The organism is Devosia yakushimensis, from assembly GCF_030159855.1.
In the GTDB taxonomy this organism is placed as follows: domain Bacteria; phylum Pseudomonadota; class Alphaproteobacteria; order Rhizobiales; family Devosiaceae; genus Devosia; species Devosia yakushimensis.
Genome location: NZ_BSNG01000001.1, coordinates 384,052 through 405,011 on the forward strand (window position 1 = coordinate 384,052; position 20,960 = coordinate 405,011).

A 20,960-nucleotide genomic window follows, 5' to 3' on the forward strand; every position below is an offset into this window, starting at 1 on the left:
AATGACATTGTGGGTGGGCGGAGCGCTCAGACGCCCCGGCCCTTGACCAGATAGTCCGCCCGGCTGCGTGGGTTGGTTTGCAGATAGAGTTCGACGCTGGGCATGAACAGATTGCGCCATTCGTGCTCCCAATCGCCGACGCCGCGGGCGAGGGCGGCGGTGAGGGTGGTTGAGGGGGCGCTTTCCACCCATAGGCGCAGATCGTAGAGCGGGATCAGGTCCGGATGAAGGGAGGAGACGCCTTCCACGATGACCGGCTGGTTACGGGTGATGGTCCGGGCGGTGGGGCGGGCCTCGCCGGTGGTCCAATCATAGGGGTGGTAGGTGCATTGGCCGGTTTCGGCCAGGGTCGTTACCGCGTGCAGAAAATCGTCGTAGCGGAAATAGGCGAAGGGGAAGGCTGGCTGGGCTTTGCCGCGCCAGTCCTGTTCCGGCAGGACGAATTCGTCGAGCCAGAGGATTTCGGCGCCGATGGCCGGGGCGATCCTGTCGGCCAGCGTGGTCTTGCCGCTGACCGGCAGGCCGTCAATGGCGATGAAGCGGGCGCTGGTGGCGGCGGCGAGGGTTATGGCTTGAGTGAAGTCGAGAGGGGTGGGGCCGCGGCTCGACCCGGAAGTTTCCTCGTTCATCTGTGCTTCCCCGACATGCAGCAGCGTAGCACTACGTCATTCCCGCGCAGGCGGGAATCCACTCTTTATCAACGCGCCGTGGCCTGAAGAATGGATTCCCGCCTGCGCGGGAATGACGTGGTGGGTGGGGAAGCTGCGGGTGCCACAAGCTCGTCCCCGCCTGCGCAGGAATGATGTCGTGGTTGGGGGTGGCGGAGCGTCTATTGGGCAGTTGGCGCCGGGCCCGAACTCTCCCGCAGGACCAGTTCCACCGGCCAGAGTTCGTGGACGTCTTCGACCGGTTTGCCGCCCAGGATGTGCAGGATCAGTTCGGCGACGCGCATGCCGGCCTGGCGCATGGAGGAGCGGGTGGTGGACATGGTGGGGTACATGTTGTCGGCGTTGAGATAGGGGAAGACGTCGTCATGGGCGATCATGGAAATGTCCTTGCCCAAGACGAATCCCGCCTGCCGGATGGCGCGGAAAATGCCCAAAGCGGTCATCATCGAGCCGGCGAGGAAGGCGGTGGGATGGGGGCGCAGCTCGAGCATGGCCTGGGCCATGCGGAAGGCGACTTCGTCGGTGAAGACCGAATTGCCCATCAGGGCGGGATCGAAGGGCACGCCGCGGGCCGAGAGGGCGGCGAGATAGCCGATTTCGCGGTGCTCGGCAAAGGTGCGACCCTTGATGCCGTTGAGCAAGGCAATGCGGCGATGGCCCAGATCGAGCAAATGGCTGGTGGCGCGCTCGACCGCGCCGGTATTGTCGATATCGAGCCAGGCCACGGGCTTGCCGATATTGGTGCGGCCATGCAGCACGAAGGGCACTTTGAGATCGAGCAGCAATTCGGCGCGCTCGTCGCGCAGGGTGGGGGAGTGAAGGATGAAGGCATCGACCTTCTGGCTGGCGGCGCCGCGCTTATAGGCGGCCACTTCATCCTCGTAGGTCTCGACGGTGGTGAGGAGAATGTCGATCTCCTCATCGGCCAGCCGCTCGCCGACGCCGCCGAGAAATTCGCTGGTATGAGGACCGAATTCATAGGAGCCGCGCAGCACCATGCCGATGGCGCCCGAGCGCCCGGTGGCCAGGCGCAGCGCGCTGGCATTGGGCCGATAGCCCAGGCGCTGGGCGGTTTCGGCGACGCGCCGGCGCGTCGCCTCGTTGACTTCGGGATAGCCATTGAGCGCGCGGCTGACAGTGGTTTGCGACAGGCCGAGATGTTCGGCGAGGTCTTTCAGTCTCATTGGCGTTCTGGCCCGGAGCGATAATACGGCAGCCCGGCGCGGATAAATCCGGCACAAAGCCTTAAGCCGCACAGGCTTTAGGGCGAGCAGGCCGCTTTGAACAGCGGTTCCCGCAATCCTCCTCCATATCCATTCAAAGCGATTTCAAATTTTGATGCAAGAGAGCATTTTTACGCCGGTTTGGATGAGGTGCGTACATCAGGTGTCGGAAGGTGTAAACGCGGCCTTAAAATGTCTGACTTCTGTAACATATTGATATTACTTAGTATTTTTTTCATCACCCGCTAAAGCCGTGAGAATCTGACTTGCGGCTGCTTGACAGATGTTCGGCCCTCTGGTTGTTTTTCATTCAAAGCGCTTTGAAAGCTTTGCGGTTTGAGCCGCTGCCGAGGCGCTTTTGGGGGGAGGATTTCAGGCTGGACCGGCGCGCCAGGCGCGGGGCTGGTTGGCCTGCCTCCTCATGGATGGTTTCATTCGGGAGGAAAGTAATGAAAATCAACACATTGCTCGCTGGTTTGCTGACGAGCGTGACGCTGGTGGTGGGCTCGGCCCAGGCCGCAGAATTGTCGATCGTGTCGGGTGATACCGGCAATGGTCTGGCATTCCTGCGCAGCCAGCTTGACAAGTTTGAAGCGGAAACCGGCAACAAGGTGACCGTGGTGCCGATGCCGTCCTCGACCTCGGACCAGTTCGGCCAGTATCGTCTGTGGCTCGCCGCGGGCAATACCGATATCGACGTCTACCAGACCGACGTGATCTGGGCGCCCCAGCTGGCCGATCAGTTCCTCGACCTGACCGATGCGGCCAAGGATGTGGTGGGCGCGCACTTCCCCTCGATCATCGAGTCGCAGACCGTGGATGGGAAGCTCGTTGCCCTGCCGGCCTTTACCGACGCGCCGGCCCTGTTCTACCGCAAGGATCTGCTCGAAAAGTACAACAAGCCCGTTCCCACCACCTGGGAAGAAATGGCCGCCACCGCCAAGGAAGTCATGGATGGCGAGCGCGCTGCCGGCAATGCCGAAATGTGGGGCTTCGTGTTCCAGGGCAATGCCTATGAAGGGCTGACCTGCGATGCGCTCGAATGGGTCAAGTCCAATGGCGGCGGGCAGATCGTCGAGGCCGATGGCACGATTTCGATCAACAATCCGCAGGCTGCTGCCGCTATCGATCGCGCCGCAACCTGGATCGGCACCATCTCGCCGGAAGGCAACCTGGCCTATCAGGAAGAAGAAAGCCGCGGCGTCTGGCAGCTGGGCAATTCGGTGTTCATGCGCAACTGGCCCTATGCCTATGCGCTGGGCAATGGCGATGACTCCCCGGTAAAGGGCAAGTTCGACGTGGCTCCGCTTCCCGCCGGTGACGGCGAAGGCGCTGGCTCGGCGGCAACGCTGGGCGGCTGGAATATCGCCGTTTCCAAGTACTCGCCCGATCCGGAAGAGGCGATCAAGCTCGCTCTGTTCCTGAGCTCGCCCGAAGTGCAGAAGGAACGCGCCATCAACCAGTCGAACCTGCCCACCATCGAAGCGCTCTATGACGACGCCGATGTGCTGGCCGCTTCTCCGTTCATGGCCAATTGGAAGGAAATCTTCCAGAACGCGGTGCCGCGTCCGTCCGCGCCCACCAAGGTCAAGTATAACGAAGTGTCCTCGCTGTTCTGGAGCGCCGTTCACAATACGCTCTCGGGCAATGGCTCGGCCGCCGAGAACCTGGAAGTTCTCGAAGCCGACCTGTCCGATCTCAAGGGCGACGCCTGGTAAGACCTCCCGATAGCGCCAAGGCACGGGCGGCGGTTTGCCCCGCCGCCCGTGCCGCATAAGGACATAAGGAAAACGGGAGGAGTAGGGGATGGCGACCGATACCATCGCGACCGCGGGCACTGTTGGCAGGCCCAAGATCAAATCCGAATTGATGCAGCAAAGGGTGCGCGCTGCGCGCTGGTTCCTGCTGCCCATGATGATCGCGCTGGCCGTGGTGGCCGGCTGGCCGCTGCTTCGCTCGATCTATTTTTCATTCACCGATGCATCGCTGACCAATCTCTATGGCGCTGAATGGATCGGCATCGGCAATTACCTCACCTGGCGCACGCTCGATAGCGGCCGCACCATTTATCGGGGCCTGCTGGTCGATCCGGCGTGGTGGAACGCGGTGTGGAACACGGTGCGCTTCGCCTTCTGGTCGGTGCTGTGGGAAACCGTGCTGGGGATGATCGTCGCCCTGGTGCTCAATGCCGAATTCCGTGGGCGCGGTATTGTACGCGCGGCCATTCTCATTCCCTGGGCCATCCCGACCATTGTGTCGGCCCGCATGTGGAGCTGGATGCTCAACGACCAGTTCGGCATTCTCAACGATCTCGGGATGCGGCTGGGCCTGCTCAGCCAGAAGGTCGCCTGGACCGCCACCGCCGAAACGGCGATGACCGCGGTGCTGGTGGTCGATATCTGGAAGACCACGCCGTTCATGGCGCTGCTGATCCTGGCGGGTCTGCAGATGATCCCCAAGGATATCTACGAAGCCGCCGAAATCGATGGCGTGCATCCGGTCAAGCAATTCTTCAAGATCACGCTGCCGCTGGTGCGTCCGGCGCTGATGGTGGCCATCATCTTCCGCGTGCTCGATGCGCTGCGCATTTTCGACCTGATCTATGTGCTGACGCCCAATAGCGCGGCGACCAAAACCATGTCGGTGCTGGCGCGCGAGAACCTGTTCGATTTCGACAAGTTCGCCTATGGCTCGGCGCAATCGACGCTGCTGTTCCTGATCATCGCCGCCTTCACCATTCTCTATATCTGGCTGGGCAAGGTGAATTTCGACGGGGGAGACCGCTAATGGTCGGCACGCTCAACCTCTGGGGCCTCACCAAGACAGTGCTGTTCTATGCGCTGGTGCTATTCATCGTCGTGGTCTCGGTGTTCCCGTTCTATTACGCCATCCTGACCAGCTTCAAATCGGGCACGGACCTGTTCCGCATCACCTATTGGCCCACTTCGTTCAGCTGGAACAATTACCTGTCGGTGCTCAATACCGGCAGTTTCCCGCGCAACCTGCTGAACTCCATCTTTGTGGCATCGGTCACGGTGCTGCTGGCGCTGTTCCTGGCGGTGACGGCGAGCTTCGCGCTCAGCCGCGTGCGGTTCCGGGGCCGGAGCCTGTTGCTCATGACGATCCTGGCCGTTTCGATGTTTCCGCAGATCGCGGTGCTGGCGGGCCTGTTCGAGGTGATCCGTGCGCTGGGCATCTACAATACGCCCTGGGCGCTGATCTTCTCCTACACCATCTTCACGCTGCCCTTTACCGTATGGGTGCTGACCACCTTCATGCGTGACCTGCCGGTGGAGATCGAGGAAGCGGCAATCGTGGATGGGGCTTCGCCCTGGGTGATCATCACCCGCGTCTTCCTGCCGCTGATGTGGCCGGCGCTGGTGACCACGGGGCTGCTGGCCTTTATCGGGGCGTGGAACGAGTTCCTGTTCGCCCTGACTTTCACCTCGTCCAACAATACCCGTACCGTGCCGGTGGCCATCGCGCTGCTATCGGGCGGGTCGCAATATGAAACGCCGTGGGGCCTGATCATGGCTGCCTCGGTCATCGTTACCGTGCCGCTGGTGATCTTGGTGTTGATCTTCCAGCGCAAGATCGTCAGCGGTCTCACCGCCGGCGGCGTGAAAGGCTAAGGGGAGTTACCACAATGGCAAGCATCGAGCTTCGCAATATCCGCAAGGCCTTTGGCGCGGTGGAAGTCATCAAGGGCGTGGACCTCGAAGTGCGGTCCGGCGAATTCATGGTGTTCGTGGGCCCCTCCGGTTGCGGCAAATCTACCCTGCTGCGCCTGATTTCGGGGCTGGAAGACATTACCTCGGGCGAAATGCTGTTTGACGGCAAGCTGGTCAATGCGCTGGCCCCGTCCAAGCGCGGCATTGCCATGGTGTTCCAGTCCTATGCGCTTTATCCGCATATGACGGTCTATGAAAACATGGCCTTCGGGCTGACCCTGGAAAAGGGCCATGGCAAGGAAGAGATCCGCCAGCGGGTGGAAAAAGCCGCCGACATGCTGCAGATCCGGCAATATCTCGACCGGTTGCCCAAGCAGCTGTCGGGCGGGCAGCGGCAGCGCGTGGCCATTGGCCGCGCCATTACGCGCGACCCCAAGGTTTTCCTGTTCGACGAGCCGCTGTCCAATCTCGATGCGGCGCTGCGCGTGGCGACCCGTATCGAAATCGCCAAGCTGCATGAGAGCATGAACAACGTCACCATGATCTATGTGACGCATGACCAGGTGGAGGCCATGACGCTGGCCGATCGCATCTGCGTGTTGCGCGATGGCTTGATCGAGCAGGTCGGCACGCCGATGGAGCTCTACGACAAGCCCAATTCGGTTTTCGTGGCCGGGTTTATCGGCAGCCCCAAGATGAACTTCATCTCCGGGGAAAAGGCCTCGTCCTTCGGGGCTCATACGGTGGGTATTCGCGGCGAGCACATCACTATCGTGCCCGATAACGGCACCTGGAGCGGCAAGGTGATCCACACCGAAAATCTCGGCGCGGACAGCTATGTCTATCTCGAAATGGGCACGGAAGAGCCGGTCGTGGTGCGGCTCGACGGCGCCAATACCTATCACAGCGGCGATACGGTCCATATCGCGCCGATGGAGGACAAGATCCACCGCTTCGATGGAGCGGGCAAGCCGATCGGCTGAACCATAAAAAGGCCGGACTAAGGCCCGACCTTTTCTCATCCACTGTGTCATTCCCGCGAAAGCGGGAACCTCCGTTTCGCGAAACAGGGGTTCCCGCTTTCGCGGGAATGACACAGAGCTAAGCCAAACCATCGGGTTCAATCAGCGACCCGGACTTTAGGAGACTACCAATGCCGATCCGTACCCTGGTGTGGGGCGAAAACGTTCACGAGCAGAAGAACAAGATCGTGGCGGACAATTACCCCACGGGCATGCACAACCAGATCGCCTCGCTGCTGAGCAAAGACAGCAATATCGTTGCTAAAACCACGACGCTGCAGGAGCCCGAGCATGGCTGCACGGTCGAGGCGCTGGCCAATACCGATGTGCTGGTGTGGTGGGGTCATGCGGCGCATGGCGACGTGGCCGACGAGATCGTCGAGCGCATTGCCAAGCGGGTCTGGGAAGGCATGGGCCTGATCGTGCTGCATTCGGGCCATTTCTCGAAGATCTTCAAGCGCCTTATGGGTTCGCCTTGCGCGCTGCACTGGCGCGAAGCGGGCGAACGCGAACGGCTCTGGGTCACCAATCCGGGCCACCCGATCGCCAAGGGCCTGCCGGCCTATTTCGAGCTCGAAATGGAAGAAATGTATGGCGAGCCCTTCAGCGTGCCCGAGCCGCTGGAAACGGTGTTCGTCTCCTGGTTCCAGGGTGGCGAAGTGTTCCGGAGCGGCCTGACCTATCGCCGTGGCGCGGGCAATATCTTCTACTTCCGCCCCGGCCACGAAACCTATCCGACCTATCATGACGATACGGTCGGGCTGGTGCTGCGCAATGCGGTCAACTGGGCCTATAACGCCAATCAGTTCCCGCAGCTGCTGGACGCGCCCAACACGCCGGTCGATGAGGCGCTGGAAAAGATCGAAGAGCGCGGCCCCAAATTGCATCACGGCCGCGAAGAAGGCTTCAAGTAAGCTGCTGTTCGGCACGTTCTAGCCACAACCACAATGTCACCCCGGCGCAGGCCGGGGCCCATCTCGAGATCTCAGGATGGATCCCGGCCTGCGCCGGGATGACACCGAGATAGTTGAAACATCGCGGATCGTCCCAGGGCGCCGCATAAGGAATAACGAAGATGCGGTTGCTCATTCTGGGTACCGGCGGCATGGCCAATCAGCATGCCAAACATTTTGCCGCCATCGAGGGCGTGACCCTGGTGGGTGGCGTGGACGTGGACCCGGCGCGGGTCGAGGCGTTCAATACCACCCATAATATCGAGCGGGGCTTCGGCTCGCTCGATGCGGCGATTGCCTGGGGCGAGTTCGATGCGGTGGCCAATGTCACCCCGGACTCCATCCACCACCCCACGACCATGGCGGCGCTCAAGGCCGGCAAGCATGTGTTCTGCGAAAAGCCGCTGGCGACCGACCATGCCAAGGCCATGGAAATGACCGAGACGGCCGAGCGGATGGGATTGATCAATATGGTCAACCTCACCTATCGCAATGTCAGCCAGCTGCAGAAGGCGCGCGAGATCGTGCAGTCGGGCGCAGTGGGCAAGGTCAAGCATTTCGAGGCGAGCTATCTGCAAAGCTGGCTGGTGTCCAAGGCCTGGGGCGATTGGCGCACCGAGAGCCAGTGGCTGTGGCGCCTCAGCAAAAAGCATGGCTCCAATGGCGTGCTGGGCGATATCGGCGTGCATATCCTGGACTTTGCCGCCTATGGCGCGGGCAGCGATTTTTCCAAGGTGTTCTGCCGGCTGGAGACGTTCGAAAAGGCCGAGAATAACCGCATCGGGGAATATGACCTGGATGCCAATGACAGCTTTGCCATGACGGCCCAGCTGGAAAGCGGCGCCCTGGGCGTGATCCACGCCACACGCTGGGCTACCGGCCATTTCAACGAATTGCGCCTGCGCGTCTATGGCGAGCTGGGGTCGGTCGAAGTGCAGCACCGGCATGACTGGTCCAAGCTTTTCACCTGCCTGGGCGCGGATGCCGAAACCGGCACCTGGACTGAGGTCGAGGTCGACCCGGTGTCGACCAATTACATGCGCTTCGTTGAGGCGGTGCGGGCGGGCAAGAACCTCGAACCCAGCTTCCGCCACGCCACCAATATCCAGAAAGTGCTGGATCTGGCGGTGGTGACGGACCGGGACCGGACCGAGCACAAGGTTTGACGGAAAGGCCCGCAGAAATGCGGGCCTTTTTGCTGGGGCCGATCAGCCTGAAAAGGCGATCAGGTTGCCATCGGGATCGGCCACGATAAAGGTGCGGGCGCCCCAGGGCTCGGTCCGCAGCGACTGGTGAAAGAGGATGCCCTTTTCCTGATACTCGAGGAACAAGGCCTTTATCTCTTGGGCCACGATAGTTGCCGACAACAGGTCTTCTTGTGCGAGCTGGTCCCTGTCAAAAGGCAGCCGGTCGACGTGGCGGAGGTTGAGCCGCGCGCTGTTTCGGCAAACCTGGCCATAAAAGGGCGGCTCCCCATAGAGGAAACCCAGCATGAAGCCGAGCCGGTTCACGTAGAAATCGCAGGATTTGTGGATGTCGGAGACGAATAGCTGCGGTTCGGCCAAAACCAGGAATGGTTTGGAAACCGGGTTATCGCTGTGGTCGCTCATTGTCTGCAGGCCTTTCTTGAGCGCCTGCCAGCTCTCGAAACCCGATTTCCTGGCGACCAGCTCCTGCGCATCAGCCAGTTTGAAACTGGCATTCAGGATCTGGTTATCGTCCAGATGGCCATAGCGTGGCAAAACCGTCCTGATAGCGGCGGCGACGGGATAATATTGGTCACGGTGCTGCTTGAGGTAAAGCTTGGCCTGCTTTTTCAGGTGCTCGAGATTCGGCATCGGCGCAATTACGGTTGATGGATCGCAGGCGGGCAATGCCCCTTCGGCCTGATACCGTTGCGCCCTGCAGAAGCGTGGTCAGGCTAGGGTCTCGACATTAGCAGGTCAAGTCTGGTCCTGCCTCTTGCAACCAAAGCCGGGTATTACGACGTATGCTTGCAGCAAACATGGAGCGTCGTCATGAGCATTGTCTGGGCCATTATCATCGGGTTTCTGGCCGGCCTGATCGCCAAGTGGATCACGCCGGGGGATCGCAAGCCGAGCGGGTTTATTCTGACGACGGTGCTGGGCATTGTCGGCTCGGTGCTGGCGACCTGGCTGGGGCAGCAGGTAGGCTGGTATCAGCCCGGCGACGGGGCCAATTTCATCGGAGCCATTGTGGGCGCGGTGATTATCCTGCTGGCCTGGGGGCAGTTGGCGCGGCGGGTTTGAGGGGTCCTCGGCCAGTCCAACAAAAAGGGCGCCGCAAGGGCGCCCTTCGTATTTGCAGCTAAGCCAAAATCTTACTTGATCTCGGTGATGCGGCCGTCGGTATAGGGGGTGTATTCACCGCCCAGCTTGGCGATGTAGTCGGCGACGACTTCCTCCAGCGGAGGGCCGAAGTCGTAGGGGTTTTCGCCATTGGCGAAGGGCTCGTAGCCGTCGCCGCCGCCGCGGACGTAATTGTTGGTGACGATGGTATAGGTGGCTTCTTCGTCGATCGGCACCCAGTTTTCGCCGTCCTTGACCAGAACGTCGCTGACGCGGCTGCCGGCGGGTTCACGCAGGTCGAAGGAATATTTGAGGCCCGCGACCTGGGCGAAGCGACCGGCGCCGTTCTCCACATCGCTGACGCCATTTTCCAGCGCCTCGATCACGTCGCCGCCCGAAATCTGGACGGTGGCGAGGGTATTGGAGAAGGGCAGCACGGTCAGCACGTCGCCCACGGTGATTTCGCCGGCGTCGATGGAGGCGCGGATGCCGCCGCCATTCTGGAAGGCTATGGTGGCGCCCTGGTCGGCAACGCGATCAAGGATGGCGTCAGCGAGCAGATTGCCCATGGAGCATTCCATGGCGCGGCAGACTTCGCGGGCGCCTTCGAGCGGAGCAGTGGAGGAGCCGATGACCTTGCCGGTCAGGTCGGCAATGGGGCCGGCCAGATCGGCGAGCTGAGCGGCGAAGTCTTCATTGCCCTTGACCGAGGCGTCGATCAGGAAGGGTTCGCCCTCGGCCTTGGTGACGACGCCATTATCGTCCCAGGTGATGGCGATATCGCCCAGATATTTGCCATATTGGTTGGCCTGCACCACCGGCACTTCCACGCCATCGGGATTGGTGACCATGGTGGGGTAGGGGCCGGCAGCGCCTTCGGCGGTGTTGGAGAGCAGGGTATGGCTGTGCCCGCCCACGATCACGTCCACCAGCGGCAGAGCTGCGGCGACCTGCTGGTCGACGGTGTAGCCGATATGGCTCAAGAGGATGATCTTGTTGACGCCGGCGGCATCGAGCGCTTCGGAAGCGCCGCGGACATATTGGATGACATCGGTGAATTCGATATCGGGACCGGGCGAAGCGATGTCGGGCGTGTCCTCGGTGGTGGCGCCGATAATGCCGATCTTTTCCCCGCCCACTTCGATGACGAAGGAGCCCTTGATCTTGCCGCGCAGGTTTTCATCGCGGCTGACATCGAAATTGCCGCCGATGATCGGGAACTTGGCTGCTTCGATGAATTTGAGGAATTCCTCGGGGCCATCGTCGAATTCGTGATTGCCGGTGGCGACCACGTCAAAGCCCATCTGGTTGAAGAAGTCGGACACAACCTTGGATTTGTAGGTGGTGTAGTAGAGCGAGCCCTGGAAATTGTCGCCGGCCGAAAGCAGCAGCGAATTGCCGTCGGCATATTTGGCGCGGGTGTCATCGATAATGGTCTTGAGGCGCGCTATGCCGCCAAAGCACTCCCCGGCCGCGTCGGTTTCGGCGTCGCAATTGGAATCGGTGCCGGTGATCGGGTCGAAGCGGGAATGGAAATCGTTGATATGCAGGATGTTGAGTGTGAAATCCGCATAGGCGGCACCGGAGAAACCAGCGCAGAGGGTCAGCGCCGTAGCGCCCAGAAGTAATCGTTTCATCCCTGTTATCCCTTTGATTTTGCTTGACGGCAATAGACCCCGCGACCGCCGTCCCCGGGCGATCTCCCAAAACCAGCAGCTCTCCCATGCCGGCCGCGGCGAAAGAGCAGTTAAACAGGTCTTCATGACGGGCGAAAGTGGACCCTTTGGTCAAATTTCGAGTGGGGCTGCGATCTCCGAAGACTTCGCGCCCGTGGAGGGTTCAGGACCCCCACCCTCAATCCCTCCCCACAAGGGGGAGGGAGGCGCAGGCTGAGGACGCACGGCGCGTCCGTCTCTCTCCCCCTTTGTGGGGAGGGATCAAGAGTGGGTCCCCCGGTACAATCTTGATCCCCCTGCCCATCGCTCAAGCGTGCCATGCGCCAAATGGGGGTTCATGTGGCGTCAACCATCTCACACAATTTGGCGCTACCAAGGGATGGCCGGCAAGGCGTTGGAGCCTGTGGCGCGCCTATAGGTGGGGCTGGTCTTTGACAATGGCAGGACGATCCGCTTTGAACGCAGCGCTGCAGAGCCTCTTGCCCGATATGGGGCGCGCCGGAACGGAGCGGCATGTACTGCTCGATCTGGCGGCGTTCCTCTGCATCGGGGGCAGCGGCGCAATGGGTTTTATCGCGCTTTCGAGCCTGGTGGCGGGTTTGGGTACGGGACTGCCCCTCTGGCTCACCAATGGGCTGAGCTATGCGGCGATGATCGTGCCGGTCTATCTGCTGCATCGCCGGTTTTCGTTCGGTTCGAACGCGCCGCATGGGCAGGCCTTGCCGCGCTATGTGGGCGTGCAATTGCTTTCCGTGCTGCTGGTGGCGCTGTTTTCCTTTGTCGTGCATGGGCTGTTCGATTTGGCGGCGGTCGGGGCTTCCACCATTGTGGCGGGGCTCACGGCGGCGGTGAATTTTGTGGTGCTGCGGGGCTGGGCCTTTGCGCAGCGGGGGCAGGTGGTTGGGCTGGCATCGTAGTACCCCCTCCTAGCCTCCCCCTGATAGGGGGAGGGATCTCTCCACTCTTTGACCTGGATCGAGTCCCAATCACTAGACGGTCCCTCCCCTATCAGGGGGAGGTTAGGAGGGGGTACTCCCAAGGCCCACCCTCAAGGGTTCCAATCATTCCTCATTGCGATAAGCTCCGCCGCGTTTTGATTTGCGGGGAATTGGTATGCGCAGTGCTTTGATTGTTTATGGTGGCTGGGAAGGCCATGACCCCGAGGAATGCGCGGCCATCTATCGCCGCTGGCTGCATGAAGATGGCTTTGCCGTACGCACCGCGACCGAAACCAGCGCCTTTGCCGATCCGTCCATTCACGACCTGTCGCTGATCGTCCCGATCTATACGATGAGCAAGATCGCCCCCGAAGAGGTGGCCAATCTCAGCAAGGCGGTGCAGGGCGGCGTGGGCCTTGCGGGCCACCATGGCGGCATGAGCGACGCCTTTCGCGATGCGGTCGACTATCAGTTCATGGTGGGCGGGCAATGGGTGGCCCATCCCGGCAATATCATCGACTTTACGGTCGACGTGACCAAGCCGGACGATCCGATCATGGCGGGGATCAGCTCGTTTCCCTATACGTCCGAGCAATATTACATGCATGTCGACCCCTCCAACGAGGTGCTGGCAACCACCACGTTCAGCGGCGAGTATGCGCCATGGATCGATGGGGTGGTGATGCCCGTGGTGTGGAAGCGCCGGCATGGGGCGGGGCGGGTGTTTCATTCGACGCTCGGCCATTCGGTCAAGGAATTCGATGTGCCCGAGATGGCGACCATCCTGCGCCGCGGTATCAACTGGGCGGCGCGTGAGGATATGCAGGCTTAAGCCAACCGATATTCAGGTTTCTGGTAGGGGAAGCCCGATCCGGCTCCCTCAAGGGGGAGGGAGATGCAGGCTGGGGACTTGCGGCTCTTTTCCTCCCTCCCCCTTGAGGGGAGGGCCGGGGTGGGGGTCGTGTGGTCCTTGTGCGAAAGCTCGCCGACCCCCTCCCTCATTCCCTCCCCTCAAGGGGGAGGGAGGCGATCGCTGAGGGGTCGGGGCCCTCCAGCCTTGCTGCTACCACCGCAGGACCAGTTTTCCCAAAGCCGCGCCGAGTAGGGCGGTCAGGGCGATGCCCAGCGAATACCAGACGGCCATGAACATCATGCTCGTCTCGCCGCAATAAAAACTATAGGCCCAGGCGCCGAAGCCGCCGGCGATCAGTCCGGCGGCAAAGCCGGCCAGGGTGGGCGAGCGTGGCGCCAGGCTGCGCATGGCGGCGAGCAGGGCCGTGAGCACCGGCAGGCCGGCCAGCACGATGAGCCAGGGGCAGACCATTGCCGTCTTGCCCATCACCATCTCCATCGCCCAGTCGGCGCGCATCCACATCATGCTGCCCCAGCTCAGCGCCAGAAGCGCCAGGATGCCCGCCGCGGCAAGCGGCCAGACGATCCTGCCCTCGGGCCGCACCAGCACGGGCGCGGCGGCCAGGCCGAGCAGGCCGAAGGCAAAGGTGTAGCCGAACTTGGTCCAGAACATCACGGCGCTATCGGCGCCGCCAAAGGGGCGGCCCATCATGAGGTCGAGCACCAGATAGGCGCCGATGACGGTTACCAGCACGCCGACCAGCAGGGCCAGCAGGAGGCGGCGTTCGACGGCGCGTTTGGGGGTCGGCTTCAGCTCGCCGGCGAGGCGGGTGATGAGATCGTCGGTCATTTTTCGCCTCCGGCAAAGCGCGCCATCAGCGATTTGAGGCCGCGGTGGATGGAGACCTTGGCGGCCGTTTCGGTCATGCCGTGGCGGGCGGCCGCCTCGGTGACGCTGGCGCCTTCAAGGCGGGTCTGGCGAATGAGATCGGACGTGCGCGGGGAGACTTCGCCCAGCACGGCCTCGACATCGAGCCGGTTGGCCGCATTGGCGCTGTCGTCGCTGGCAAAGATGGGGGAGTCATCGTCGAGCGGCACGGTGGGCCGGATGGCATGGCGGCGGACATGGTCGACGAATTTGTGGTGGGCGACGGCATGCAGCCAGGCGGTGAACGGACGGGTCGGGTCGTAGGTCATGCGCCTGGTATGTATGGCCAGCAGGGTTTCCTGCACGAGGTCCTCCGCATGCGCAGCATGGGCCGGGCTCAGTCGCCGGGCGAAATAGGGCCGCAGATAGCGCGTGAGATCGGCGAGCAACCGGCGATAAGCGGCCGCATCGCCATCGAGCGCGCCGAGCATCAGCCCGCGCAATCGCATCTCGGTTTCGTCGGCCTGCATCGGGACCTCATTCGTGGTCTGCGGCCCTATGGTTACATGGCGGCGCGAGGAAAGTTGAGCTGTAATCACGAGGCGGTGACCAGGTAACCGGCGGCGCCGCCGCGCCGAATGGCTGGCATGGACGGCGCCAGAGGGGTGCGGTCGAACCGGAGATTTTCCGCCATGAAGGCTTTTCAGACACTTGCCGCCGCCGCCATCCTGTCCCTTTCCGCTGGTCTGCCGGCCCTGGCGCAGGACGCCATGGCGCCCGCGACGGATGCCATGTCGCCCGCGACAGATGCCATGGCTCCCACGGAAATGCTCAGCGATGCCGATTTCGAGCTCTGCCTCACCCAGGCGGCGGCGCTTACCTTTCCCGAGGCGATGACGGCCGCGACAGTGGCCTGCAATGGCATGCACCAGGGCATGGATGTGCTCGGCGCCATCCGTTCGCTGGGCATGGATGAGGCAATGGAAGCCAACCCCCTGGCACCCAATGCCATGGGAGGGGCCATGGCGCCCCAGCAATAACAGTTAGGTGATCGTGACCATTTGTCCCGCGTGCTACCGTTGCTAGATCATGTCTGGCCGCGTTTCCGAGCTGCAAAGTGGCTTCCGCTTTGCTGGAAACGCTCCGGAAGGCGCGGGACAGATGTGCCCATAGGGGTGACTATGACGGAACAAACCAGCCATAAGGGCAAGGGCCCGCTGATCTACCGCCAGTCGATCTGGACGCGGGTGACCCATTGGGTCTGGGCGATCTGCCTGTTCTTCCTGCTGCTGTCGGGGCTGCAGATCTTCAATGCCCATCCCGCCCTCTATATCGGGCAGCAATCGGGCTTTGAATTCGACAATGCCGTGCTTGAGATCGGCGCGGTCAATACCGATGCCGGGGCGCGCGGGCAGACGACCATTTTCGGCAGGACGTTCGATACGACCGGCGTGCTGGGGATGAGCGGTTCGGCCGAGCGGCCGCAATTCACCGCCTTTCCGGGCGCCGTCACCATTCCCTCCTATCGGGACCTGGCGACAGGGCGGGTGGTGCATTTCTTCTTTGGCTGGGTGTTCGTGCTGACCATGTTCGTCTGGTTTCTGGCCAGTTTCATCAATGGGCATATCAGGCGGGACATCGTGCCTTTGGGGGCTGATCTCAAAGCAGTGCCGGCCGATATTGCGGCGCATGCCCGGCTCCGGTTTCACCATGGCCGCCGCTATGGGCCGCTGCAGAAACTCAGCTATTTCACCGTGTTCTTCATCCTCTTCCCGCTGATCGTTTTGACCGGGCTCACCATGTCGCCAGGGATCAATGCCATCGCGCCCTTCCTGCTCGATATTTTTGGTGGGCGGCAGACGGCGCGGACCATCCATTTCATCGTCATGCTGGCTCTGGTGGGCTTTTTCATCATCCACATCATCATGGTGCTGGCGGCGGGACCGTTCAACGAGTTGCGCTCGATGATCACCGGCTGGTATCGCGCCAGCCCCGGCACGCCGGCCAGCCAGGGAGACAAGCCATGAGCGGTTTGAGGCTCAATCGCCGCAAGTTTCTGGGCATGTCGGCGGTCGCTGGGTCGGGACTGATCCTGTCCGGCTGCGATCAGTTCGACTTTCTCGGCCAGCGCGATAATCAGGTGCGGGCGGTGCTCGAACAGGCCAATGTGCTGACCTATCAGGTGCAGCGCAAGCTGATCGGCGAGCAGACGCTGGCGCGGGAATATTCGGCCAGCGAAATCCGCCAGGGGCAGCGGCCGAACGGCTCGACCAATCCGAGCACGGCCGAATATTCGGCGCTGCGGGCGGCCGATTTCGCCAATTACAAGCTGACCATCAAGGGCATGGTGGAGCAGGAGCTGCAATTCTCGCTGGCCGAATTGCGCAATATGCCGGCGCGCAGCCAGATCACGCGGCATGATTGCGTCGAGGGCTGGAGTTGCATCGCCAAATGGACCGGCACGGCTCTAGGGCCAATTCTGGATATGGCGCGGGTGAAGCCAGAGGCGCGGTTCTGCGTCTATCACTGCTACGACAATATCCAGACCTCGCTGGCCGGGGACATTCTCTATTATGAGAGCTCGGACCTGATCGACGCCTATCACCCCCAGACGATCCTGGCCTATGGGCTCAACGACCAGGTGCTGCCCGTGCCCAATGGCGCGCCGATCCGCGTGCGGATCGAGCGGGCGCTGGGCTACAAGCAGCCCAAATATGTGCATACGATCGAGCTGGTGGATGACCTCTCGCCCTTCGGGCAGGGCAAGGGCGGGTATTGGCCGGACAATGGGTATGACTGGTATGGGGGGATTTGAAGGGGATACCCCCTCCTAGCCTCCCCCTGATAGGGGGAGGGATCTCTCCACTCTTGGAACTCGATCGAGTCCAAACCACAAGGCGGTCCCGCCCCCTATCAGGGGGAGGCTAGGAGGGGGTAACGAGAGCCCCAATCCTGCAAGCGCAACCCCGCCATGCATCTCCAAAACACGAATTGCCTTGCTATTTCAGCCCCGTTCCCCCATTTAAGCCTCATCGTCGCAGCCGGAAATTGCCGGCAAGCCTATTAGCGACGGACTTCTCTTCTTATCGATCCTAGCGGTGAGCGGCGAAGTCAGCCCGGAAACTACATTGGTCGCGTCTTCGAGACGCTCCCGATATGTCCGGGTTCGAGCCAGCACCCGCGCGATATCTCCCTTTATCGCCCGATTGCATTTGTTGACCCTCGCCACCGCAGGTGCGGCTGGCGATATGCGCGCTGCATTGTTCTGCGCGCCGCCATGCGCCATGAGGCGCAGAAAGACCAAACATTGACTGATTTTATCTCCCTCGGCCTGCCCAGCGTTCTGACCGACAGCCTTACCGCTGGCGGCTTTACCGTGCCCACCAAAATCCAGACCCAGGCCATTCCCAAGCTGCTTGAAGGCAAGGACCTGATGGGCATTGCCCAGACCGGTTCGGGCAAGACGGCTGCTTTCGGCCTGCCGATCCTGGCCGGCATTCTCACCCTCACCGGCAAGGCACGCCCCATGACCACCCGCGCGCTGATCCTGGCGCCGACGCGTGAGCTGGCCGTGCAGATCGACGAAAATATCCGCAAGTTCGCCGGCTCCAAGATGGCGCTTTCCACCGTACTCGTGCTGGGCGGCGTGTCGCGCTACCACCAGGTGCAGAAGATTGCCAAAGGCGTCGACGTTGTTGTCGCCACTCCCGGGCGTCTCAAGGACCTGATGGATGACGGCAAGATCAAGCTGAACGAAACCCGTTGGCTGGTGCTCGACGAGGCCGACCGCATGCTCGACATGGGCTTCATCGCCCCGGTCAAGCACATTGCCAAGGCTATCGGCCAGCGCCGCCAGACTATGCTGTTCTCGGCCACCATGGCGCCCGAAATCGCCGACCTGGCCAAGGGCCTGCTGAACGATCCGGTGCGCGTTGACGCTTCGGTTGCCGGCTCCACCGTGGTCAAGATCGACCAGCGCGTGATCCTTTCCGGTGCCAAGGCCAAGCGCGGCGTGCTCAATGAGCTGCTGGCCAGCGAGACCGAAAACATGGAACGCGTGATCATCTTCTCGCGCACCAAGCATGGCGCCGACCGCGTCGCCAAGAATCTCGATCTCGACGGCCACAAGGCCGCGGCCATCCATGGCAATAAGAGCCAGAATGCCCGCCAGAATGCGCTCAAGGGCTTTGCCTCGGGTGAAGTCCGGATCCTCGTCGCGACCGATATCGCGGCGCGCGGTATCGACGTGCCCGGGATTACCCATGTGGTCAATTACGAGCTGCCCGATGACCCGGAAAACTATGTGCACCGCATCGGCCGCACCGGCCGCAACGGGGCTTCGGGCATTGCCATTACCCTGTGCGATAGCACCGAGCGCGGCAAGCTGCGCGATGTCGAGCGGTTGATCCGCCGCACGCTGCCGGTGTCGGGCGATCTGAGCCTGGGCAATACGACCGGCGTCAACGAAGCGCCGCGTTCGGCCTACAAGAAGCCCAATGGTGGCCGTCCGGGTCCGCGCTCGGCACGCAATCCCAAGAATGGGGCGGTGGATCGCCGCTCGCCGGCCGAGCGCCGTCCCTTTGCCGAATTCGGCAAGGAGGCGAACAAGGCCGGCCAGCATCACCAGCCTTCCGAAGCGCCGCGTGCGCGGACGGATGGGCAGGTCAACCGCGTGCGCCGCGACCATGAGACGGGCAAGCCCGTCGGTGCCAAGCCGGAAGCCGCCAAGAAGCAGCGCTGGGGCAAGGCCCAGAAGGATGCAGCCCGCACCAATGGCCGCTCCAATGCCGACCGCCAACGCGGCCGCGCGGCTTCGTAAGGGACTTTTGAATTGAGCAAGGCCGGCCTCAGTGGCCGCCCTTGCGGAATCGGATATGAAGAGGGCGGCCCCAGTGGCCGCCCTTTTGCTTTTGGAGGCAGCCCATGACGACAATCGCCATTATCGGACCGGGCGCGATTGGCGGGACGCTGGCCGCCTGGCTGGCGCAGGATCCTGCGCTCGCGGTGACGGTCTGCGCACGGACGCCTTTTGACGGGCTGCGGGTCGAGACGCCGGAGGGCGTGATCACGGCCCAGCCGGACATTCTCAGCGACCCTTCCCAGGCCCAGGTCGTGGACTGGGTTCTGGTCTGCACCAAGACCTATGACGCGGAGGCCACAAGGCCCTGGCTCGAAGGACTGGCGGGGCCGCAGACGCGGGTGGCAATCGTGCAGAATGGCGTCGAACATGTGCAGCTCTTCGCCCATCTGGTGCCCGCTCAGACTATCGTGCCGGTGATGATCAACCTGCCGGCCGTGCGAAACGCGCCAGGGCAGATCGTGCAGCACCGGCATGGCATCATCGCCGTGCCGGCCGGGCCGAATGGCGAGGCTTTTGCGGCGCTGTTTGACAAGACCGAGATCGAAGCGACGGCGCATGAGGATTTCACCTCGCAGCTATGGATCAAGCTGACGACCAACAGCCAGTCCATCGTGCCGACGCTGACGCTGCGGGCTCCGGGGCCGGTATGGAACGAGGCGCTCGAAAACATCGTGCGTGGCGTAGTGGAAGAATGCGCGGCGGTGGGACGGGCCGAGGGCGCGACGATCCCGCAATCGGTCATCGACGCCGCGATCGCGGCGTCGATGACCATGCGCGAGGGCGCCGTTTCCGGCTCCTTCCACGCCGACCGGCTGGCCGGTCATAGGCTGGAGGTGGACGCCCGCAACGGGGTGATCGTGCGACTGGGCCGCAAGCACGGCATTCCGACGCCGATGAACGGGGTGCTGGTGACGCTGCTGGAGGCTTCGGGGAGTCCGTGGATTTCTAAGTAGGGCGTGGCACGCCGTGGTTTGAATTTACCCCTTGACCGGCGGCGTCATGGTGCTCTGCTCCGCCGTGCCCGTCGGTCCACCGCCACCGGGCGGGGGGCCACCTGCACCATCCGGGGGCGGTCCGCCGGCTGGTCTGCCACCGCCGCCAAAGCCCACGGCTGACTGCGCAGTTGGGTCCACACCCACGATCATGGCCACCAGATATTCGGCCTCCAATTCCTTGACGAAGGCGAAGGCGGCGCGAGTGGATTGGGCGGCGATGCTGTCATTGGAATTGAGCGTGTCGCGCGCTCCGCTGCGGTCGTTATAGGGGGCGACGTTGAGGTAGATATATTCGCTCAGCGCGTCCGGAAAAAAGATCTGGCCGGTCAGCACATTGGTTTCGTCCAGAAACACCTTGAAATGGATATGGGTGGTGCGGCCGCGATACCAGCTGGGATAGACGGTCTCGAACTCGACAATGCCGTTTTCCGCCGTGAACTGCGTCCCCCGCATGAAGGTCTCGCCCGTCGTATCGACGCTGCCGTCATCGCCCTGGCCGGAATAGCCGGAATAGACCCCACTGGCGTCGCAATGCCAGATATCGACGCGGGCGCCGCTCATTGGCACACAAGCGGCATCGACCACCTGCAGCCGCAGGCGGGTGGGAATGCCCGGACGGCCCTCGGTAATGTCGGCGCGCTCCATGGCCGGATCGAAATAATAAGGGCCTTCGGTGACCTCAGGAATGATGACGCAGACATCGGCGCCTTGCAGCAGGGCGGCGGTCTGGCTGGCAGAGGCGGCGGCTTCCTGTGCGAAAGCCGATTGGCTCATCAGCAGGCCGCCCGAAGCGGTAATCGCAAGGCCCCGGAAGGCATCGCGGCGATTGATCCTGGTCATGTAATCCCCTTCTTACCGTTCTGCCGGAGCTCGGATAATCCGCTCAACGCCGGCCATGAATAGTCCAGATAGCGACTTGCAACG

General features: G+C 62.3%; 21 protein-coding genes. 14 read left to right on the top strand and 7 right to left on the bottom strand.

Annotated features, from left to right (window positions below; genetic code table 11):
- Positions 1-26 precede the first annotated feature (26 nt).
- Together QQL79_RS01760 and QQL79_RS01765 are read right to left on the bottom strand one after the other, a co-directional pair.
- Positions 27-629: a uridine kinase family protein gene (locus QQL79_RS01760; protein WP_284387334.1), complete on the bottom strand. Its 603-nt coding sequence runs from the start codon at positions 627-629 to the stop codon at positions 27-29.
- A 200-nt stretch (positions 630-829) separates the two neighbouring features.
- Entirely contained in the window at positions 830-1,852 is a 1,023-nt protein-coding gene (locus tag QQL79_RS01765; RefSeq protein ID WP_284387337.1) for a LacI family DNA-binding transcriptional regulator, read from the bottom strand.
- Positions 1,853-2,340: 488 nt separating this feature from the next.
- Here QQL79_RS01765 and QQL79_RS01770 point away from each other — a divergent pair, with 488 nt between their 5' ends.
- The 6 genes from QQL79_RS01770 (at position 2,341) to QQL79_RS01795 (ending at position 8,703) form a co-directional block, all read left to right on the top strand.
- On the top strand, positions 2,341-3,609 hold the full coding sequence (locus QQL79_RS01770; RefSeq protein WP_284387339.1) for an ABC transporter substrate-binding protein: 1,269 nt from the start codon (positions 2,341-2,343) through the stop codon (positions 3,607-3,609).
- 151 nt (positions 3,610-3,760) lie between these two features.
- Complete coding sequence (locus QQL79_RS01775) at positions 3,761-4,678, top strand: carbohydrate ABC transporter permease (protein WP_370461237.1); 918 nt, start codon at positions 3,761-3,763, stop codon at positions 4,676-4,678.
- Positions 4,678-5,523 (top strand): carbohydrate ABC transporter permease, encoded by an 846-nt coding sequence (locus QQL79_RS01780; RefSeq protein WP_284387342.1) that lies wholly within the window; start codon positions 4,678-4,680, stop codon positions 5,521-5,523. Before QQL79_RS01775 ends, QQL79_RS01780 begins: the two co-directional genes overlap by 1 nt.
- Positions 5,524-5,537: 14 nt before the next feature.
- Positions 5,538-6,545: an ABC transporter ATP-binding protein gene (locus tag QQL79_RS01785; protein ID WP_284387343.1), complete on the top strand. Its 1,008-nt coding sequence runs from the start codon at positions 5,538-5,540 to the stop codon at positions 6,543-6,545.
- A 170-nt stretch (positions 6,546-6,715) separates the two neighbouring features.
- Complete coding sequence (locus QQL79_RS01790; RefSeq protein WP_284387344.1) at positions 6,716-7,498, top strand: ThuA domain-containing protein; 783 nt, start codon at positions 6,716-6,718, stop codon at positions 7,496-7,498.
- Between the two features lie 161 nt (positions 7,499-7,659).
- Complete coding sequence (locus tag QQL79_RS01795) at positions 7,660-8,703, top strand: Gfo/Idh/MocA family protein (protein WP_284387345.1); 1,044 nt, start codon at positions 7,660-7,662, stop codon at positions 8,701-8,703.
- A gap of 42 nt (positions 8,704-8,745) precedes the next feature.
- Here QQL79_RS01795 and QQL79_RS01800 read toward each other — a convergent pair whose 3' ends face one another.
- Complete coding sequence (locus QQL79_RS01800) at positions 8,746-9,375, bottom strand: VOC family protein (protein WP_284392797.1); 630 nt, start codon at positions 9,373-9,375, stop codon at positions 8,746-8,748.
- A gap of 180 nt (positions 9,376-9,555) precedes the next feature.
- Here QQL79_RS01800 and QQL79_RS01805 point away from each other — a divergent pair, with 180 nt between their 5' ends.
- Complete coding sequence (locus QQL79_RS01805; protein ID WP_284387348.1) at positions 9,556-9,807, top strand: GlsB/YeaQ/YmgE family stress response membrane protein; 252 nt, start codon at positions 9,556-9,558, stop codon at positions 9,805-9,807.
- Positions 9,808-9,878: 71 nt separating this feature from the next.
- Here QQL79_RS01805 and QQL79_RS01810 read toward each other — a convergent pair whose 3' ends face one another.
- The gene (locus QQL79_RS01810; protein ID WP_284387349.1) at positions 9,879-11,483 is read right to left on the bottom strand and encodes a bifunctional metallophosphatase/5'-nucleotidase; all 1,605 of its coding nucleotides are present in this window, start codon (positions 11,481-11,483) and stop codon (positions 9,879-9,881) included.
- 494 nt (positions 11,484-11,977) lie between these two features.
- On the opposite strand from QQL79_RS01810, the gene QQL79_RS01815 reads away from it, so the two are divergent.
- On the top strand, positions 11,978-12,439 hold the full coding sequence (locus QQL79_RS01815) for a GtrA family protein (RefSeq protein ID WP_284387351.1): 462 nt from the start codon (positions 11,978-11,980) through the stop codon (positions 12,437-12,439).
- Between the two features lie 196 nt (positions 12,440-12,635).
- Positions 12,636-13,292: a ThuA domain-containing protein gene (locus tag QQL79_RS01820; RefSeq protein WP_284387353.1), complete on the top strand. Its 657-nt coding sequence runs from the start codon at positions 12,636-12,638 to the stop codon at positions 13,290-13,292.
- Between the two features lie 231 nt (positions 13,293-13,523).
- Here QQL79_RS01820 and QQL79_RS01825 read toward each other — a convergent pair whose 3' ends face one another.
- A complete protein-coding gene (locus QQL79_RS01825) occupies positions 13,524-14,162 on the bottom strand; it encodes an NrsF family protein (protein ID WP_284387354.1) in 639 nt (212 codons plus the stop codon).
- Positions 14,159-14,683, bottom strand: coding sequence for a sigma-70 family RNA polymerase sigma factor (locus QQL79_RS01830; protein ID WP_284392798.1), 525 nt, complete (start codon positions 14,681-14,683; stop codon positions 14,159-14,161). The genes QQL79_RS01825 and QQL79_RS01830 overlap by 4 nt, the downstream gene beginning before the upstream one ends.
- A 189-nt stretch (positions 14,684-14,872) precedes the next feature.
- Between QQL79_RS01830 and QQL79_RS01835 the strand changes: the two genes are divergently transcribed.
- From QQL79_RS01835 to QQL79_RS01855, 5 genes are all read left to right on the top strand, one after another.
- Complete coding sequence (locus QQL79_RS01835) at positions 14,873-15,220, top strand: hypothetical protein (protein ID WP_284387356.1); 348 nt, start codon at positions 14,873-14,875, stop codon at positions 15,218-15,220.
- A 141-nt stretch (positions 15,221-15,361) separates the two neighbouring features.
- Entirely contained in the window at positions 15,362-16,207 is an 846-nt protein-coding gene (locus QQL79_RS01840; RefSeq protein WP_284387357.1) for a cytochrome b/b6 domain-containing protein, read from the top strand.
- Positions 16,204-16,995: a molybdopterin-dependent oxidoreductase gene (locus QQL79_RS01845; protein WP_284387359.1), complete on the top strand. Its 792-nt coding sequence runs from the start codon at positions 16,204-16,206 to the stop codon at positions 16,993-16,995. The genes QQL79_RS01840 and QQL79_RS01845 overlap by 4 nt, the downstream gene beginning before the upstream one ends.
- A 462-nt stretch (positions 16,996-17,457) precedes the next feature.
- Positions 17,458-18,999, top strand: a complete 1,542-nt coding sequence (locus tag QQL79_RS01850; RefSeq protein WP_370461167.1) for a DEAD/DEAH box helicase — start codon at positions 17,458-17,460, stop codon at positions 18,997-18,999.
- A 104-nt stretch (positions 19,000-19,103) separates the two neighbouring features.
- Positions 19,104-19,994: a 2-dehydropantoate 2-reductase gene (locus QQL79_RS01855; RefSeq protein WP_284387361.1), complete on the top strand. Its 891-nt coding sequence runs from the start codon at positions 19,104-19,106 to the stop codon at positions 19,992-19,994.
- 24 nt (positions 19,995-20,018) lie between these two features.
- Here QQL79_RS01855 and QQL79_RS01860 read toward each other — a convergent pair whose 3' ends face one another.
- Complete coding sequence (locus QQL79_RS01860; protein ID WP_284387363.1) at positions 20,019-20,876, bottom strand: intradiol ring-cleavage dioxygenase; 858 nt, start codon at positions 20,874-20,876, stop codon at positions 20,019-20,021.
- Positions 20,877-20,960 lie beyond the last annotated feature (84 nt).

Excerpts from the sequence above, each read along its gene's own strand:
- QQL79_RS01795 (WP_284387345.1), top strand. The coding sequence starts at position 7,660 with ATGCGGTTGCTCATTCTGGGTACCGGCGGCATGGCCAATCAGCATGCC.
- QQL79_RS01770 (WP_284387339.1), top strand. The coding sequence starts at position 2,341 with ATGAAAATCAACACATTGCTCGCTGGTTTGCTGACGAGCGTGACGCTG.
- QQL79_RS01845 (WP_284387359.1), top strand. The coding sequence starts at position 16,204 with ATGAGCGGTTTGAGGCTCAATCGCCGCAAGTTTCTGGGCATGTCGGCG.
- QQL79_RS01785 (WP_284387343.1), top strand. The coding sequence starts at position 5,538 with ATGGCAAGCATCGAGCTTCGCAATATCCGCAAGGCCTTTGGCGCGGTG.
- QQL79_RS01765 (WP_284387337.1), bottom strand. The coding sequence starts at position 1,852 with ATGAGACTGAAAGACCTCGCCGAACATCTCGGCCTGTCGCAAACCACT.
- QQL79_RS01780 (WP_284387342.1), top strand. The coding sequence starts at position 4,678 with ATGGTCGGCACGCTCAACCTCTGGGGCCTCACCAAGACAGTGCTGTTC.
- QQL79_RS01760 (WP_284387334.1), bottom strand. The coding sequence starts at position 629 with ATGAACGAGGAAACTTCCGGGTCGAGCCGCGGCCCCACCCCTCTCGAC.
- QQL79_RS01775 (WP_370461237.1), top strand. The coding sequence starts at position 3,761 with ATGCAGCAAAGGGTGCGCGCTGCGCGCTGGTTCCTGCTGCCCATGATG.
- QQL79_RS01810 (WP_284387349.1), bottom strand. The coding sequence starts at position 11,483 with ATGAAACGATTACTTCTGGGCGCTACGGCGCTGACCCTCTGCGCTGGT.
- QQL79_RS01800 (WP_284392797.1), bottom strand. The coding sequence starts at position 9,375 with ATGCCGAATCTCGAGCACCTGAAAAAGCAGGCCAAGCTTTACCTCAAG.
- QQL79_RS01790 (WP_284387344.1), top strand. The coding sequence starts at position 6,716 with ATGCCGATCCGTACCCTGGTGTGGGGCGAAAACGTTCACGAGCAGAAG.
- QQL79_RS01820 (WP_284387353.1), top strand. The coding sequence starts at position 12,636 with ATGCGCAGTGCTTTGATTGTTTATGGTGGCTGGGAAGGCCATGACCCC.
- QQL79_RS01805 (WP_284387348.1), top strand. The coding sequence starts at position 9,556 with ATGAGCATTGTCTGGGCCATTATCATCGGGTTTCTGGCCGGCCTGATC.
- QQL79_RS01860 (WP_284387363.1), bottom strand. The coding sequence starts at position 20,876 with ATGACCAGGATCAATCGCCGCGATGCCTTCCGGGGCCTTGCGATTACC.
- QQL79_RS01835 (WP_284387356.1), top strand. The coding sequence starts at position 14,873 with ATGAAGGCTTTTCAGACACTTGCCGCCGCCGCCATCCTGTCCCTTTCC.
- QQL79_RS01855 (WP_284387361.1), top strand. The coding sequence starts at position 19,104 with ATGACGACAATCGCCATTATCGGACCGGGCGCGATTGGCGGGACGCTG.
- QQL79_RS01840 (WP_284387357.1), top strand. The coding sequence starts at position 15,362 with ATGACGGAACAAACCAGCCATAAGGGCAAGGGCCCGCTGATCTACCGC.
- QQL79_RS01825 (WP_284387354.1), bottom strand. The coding sequence starts at position 14,162 with ATGACCGACGATCTCATCACCCGCCTCGCCGGCGAGCTGAAGCCGACC.
- QQL79_RS01850 (WP_370461167.1), top strand. The coding sequence starts at position 17,458 with ATGCGCCATGAGGCGCAGAAAGACCAAACATTGACTGATTTTATCTCC.